The following is a 2,277-nucleotide window of genomic DNA, read 5'->3' as shown; positions in this document are numbered from 1 at the left end:
ATGTGGGAGCCCGAGCCCGGTGCCGCGACGAGTGGCACGCCGGGTTCCGAGGGGGCGGCGGCGCAGCAATGCGCCGCCGCTACCCGACCCTCACCGAAACCTGCGACCCTCCCGCCGAAGCCGAAGCGTTGCCGCTGCGGCTGATCACAGACGTTCTCACCACCACCGCGAGTGTCCCCGATGTGAAGGCCACCCTGCCCGTCCAGGCCACCCTCACCGAGCGTGGCCTCACCCCCGCCGAGCACTACCTCGACGCCGGCTACTCCTCCGCCGACCTCATCCACACCGCCACCACCCGCGGCATCACCATGGTCACCCCCGCCCTGCTCGATCACTCACCCCAGGCCAGGGCCGGCACCGGATACGACAAGGCCGCGTTCCGGATCGACTGGAAAACCCGCCAGGCCCGCTGCCCCCAAGGCCACACCAGCACCGGCTGGTACCCCGTCCGCCAGCACGACCGCGACGCCATCGTCGTCCAGTTCGCCCGCACCGACTGCCACCCCTGCCCCACCCGCACGTCGTGCACCACCGCGGCACGCGGTGCCCGTTTCCTCAGCCTGCGCCCCCGAGAACTCCACGAGACCCTCACCGCCGCGCGAGCCGAGCAGACCACCGACACCTGGAAGACCCGGTACGCCCTACGCGCCGGGATCGAAGGCACCATCAACCAGGCCCTCGACATCACCGGCCTACGCAACGCCCGCTACCGCGGGCTGCCCAAGGTCCGCCTCCAACACTCCTTCTCCGCCACCGCGGTCAACGTCCTACGCCTTGACGCCCACTGGAACCCCGACCAACCAGCCTTCACACCCCGCACCAGCAGACTCACCCGCCTCAGCCACCGACTCGCAACCCCAGCCCCGAATTAAGCAGCAGAGTCCTCCACCACCGTAAAGTCGCCACCGGCCGGGTACTCGCCGAGCTGTTCGGCGTCAGTCACCGCACCATCGGCACTGCCTTCCTCGATGTCCGACCCATCCTTGAAGAAGACGACATCCACCTGCCACCAGCACCAGTCAAGTACCGCTCCGCCGAACAGCTCCTCGCCTCCATCCCGCCAACAGACGAAGCCGACACGCCGCCAGGTTAATTTCGCACAGATCCAGTGGACCCGGCAGCGCTGCCACGACACGCCGGTCAGCACCTTGCCCATGGCGGCGGTCAGCCCGCGGTGGGCATCAGAGATGACCAGCCGCACCCCGGCCGGGCCGACCATCAGCTCACGGTCGCGTAGCCCACGCAGGAACTCGGTCCAGAACGCCTCGTCCTCGGAGTCCCCGACCTGCACGCCGAGGACCTCACGGCGCCCATCGGCGGACACCCCGGTCGCGATCACCACTGCCTGGGACACCACCCGCCCGTCGAGGCGGACCTTGCAGTAGGTGGCATCCAGGTAGACGTAGGGGAACCCGACATGGTCCAGCCGCCGGGCCCGCCACGCGCCGGCCTCCCGGTCCAACGCGGCGCAGATCCGCGACACCTCCGACTTCGAGATCCCGGTGTCGACACCGAGGGCCGCGACGAGGTCGTCGACCTTGCGGGTCGACACGCCGTGGACGTAGGCCTCCATCACCACCGCGTGCAGCGCCACGTCGATCCGCCGGCGGGGTTCCAGCAGCGACGGGAAGAACGACCCGGTCCGCATCTTGGGGATCTTCACCGTCAGGTCCCCCGCGGTCGTCGACACCGTCCGCGCCCGGGAACCGTTACGCTGCGTCGTGCGCGCAGCGGACCGTTCGAAGCGGGCCGCGCCGACGTGCGCGTCGGCTTCCGCGTCAACGAGGGCCTGCAGGCCGAACCGCAGCAGCTCCCGCATCACCGCCCCGGCGTCGGTGTGCCGCAGCACCTCGACCAGACCCGATAGGGCAGAATCATCCAAGGCCATCGCGTGTGTCCTCTCTGCGAACTTTGGTCGGTTCACACAGAGCTACACGCGGTGGCCGTCTTTGTCCCGGAGCGACACACCCCCACCCTCAGGGCCTCGGCAAAGTTGTCGGTCAGCAAGCAAGCTTCATGATTGTCTCTAGTGGGCGTTCGGGGCGGCGGGCGTGGTGACGGATTCCCGCGGCGATGTTCGTGACGCCGGTCAGGCGCAGGATCGCGATCGCGAGGTTGCGCAGGCTGGCCATGACCTGTGGCGCGTTACTGGTCCGGACCTGGCTGAGGTCCTCACCGAAGGTGACGTCGCGGACCCAGTGCAGCCGGTTCTCGACCAGCCAGTGCTCGCGGACGAACGCGGCGAGCCGGGTCGGGCTGGCCTGATGTGTCGCCACG

At 69.2% G+C, this 2,277-nt stretch carries 2 protein-coding genes and 2 pseudogenes; 2 read left to right on the top strand and 2 right to left on the bottom strand.

The window, feature by feature from the left end; all coding sequences use genetic code 11:
• On the top strand, positions 1–872 hold an 872-nt coding region (locus AB1460_RS36975), incomplete at its 5' end, for a transposase (protein ID WP_368967180.1).
• Positions 873–880: 8 nt separating this feature from the next.
• Positions 881–1,093, top strand: a pseudogene (locus AB1460_RS38495) (ISAzo13 family transposase); the annotation flags it as partial.
• A 9-nt stretch (positions 1,094–1,102) separates the two neighbouring features.
• On the opposite strand, the pseudogene AB1460_RS36970 reads toward AB1460_RS38495, so the two are convergent.
• Positions 1,103–1,888 (bottom strand): annotated as a pseudogene (locus AB1460_RS36970) (IS256 family transposase); the annotation flags it as partial.
• Positions 1,889–2,000: 112 nt separating this feature from the next.
• On the bottom strand, positions 2,001–2,277 hold a 277-nt coding region (locus AB1460_RS36965), incomplete at its 5' end, for a transposase (protein ID WP_368967178.1).

Source organism: Parafrankia sp. FMc2 (assembly GCF_041008525.1).
Taxonomy (GTDB): Bacteria; Actinomycetota; Actinomycetes; order Frankiales; family Frankiaceae; genus Parafrankia.
This window is presented reverse-complemented; position numbering and strand designations above follow the sequence as displayed.